Source organism: Cupriavidus sp. 8B, assembly GCF_054589115.1.
Map to the genome: position 1 here is coordinate 47507 of NZ_BAAILO010000649.1, position 252 is coordinate 47758.

The following is a 252-nucleotide window of genomic DNA, read 5'->3' on the forward strand; positions in this document are numbered from 1 at the left end:
CGCGATATGCCGCTGGAATTGGAACATATCGATGCCCGGGCAAACGGAGGCTCGAATCGGGTCTCCAATCTGACACTGGCTTGCGTGCCTTGCAATAGGAAGAAGGCCGCTCGCCCGCTCTCTGATTTCCTGCGCAAGGACCCGGAGAGCCTCAGGCGCATTCTGGCGAAGGCAAAGGCCCCGCTTCGCGACGCTGCTGCCGTCAATTCGACCCGGTGGGCGCTGTACAACGCGCTGAAGACCACGGGGCTT

The 252-nt window shown here is 61.9% G+C and carries 1 protein-coding gene; it reads left to right on the top strand.

Annotation, left to right across the window (positions count from 1 at the left end; genetic code table 11):
* On the top strand, window positions 1-252 hold a 252-nt coding region (locus tag ACYP5B_RS51965), incomplete at both ends, for an HNH endonuclease (RefSeq protein WP_459575313.1).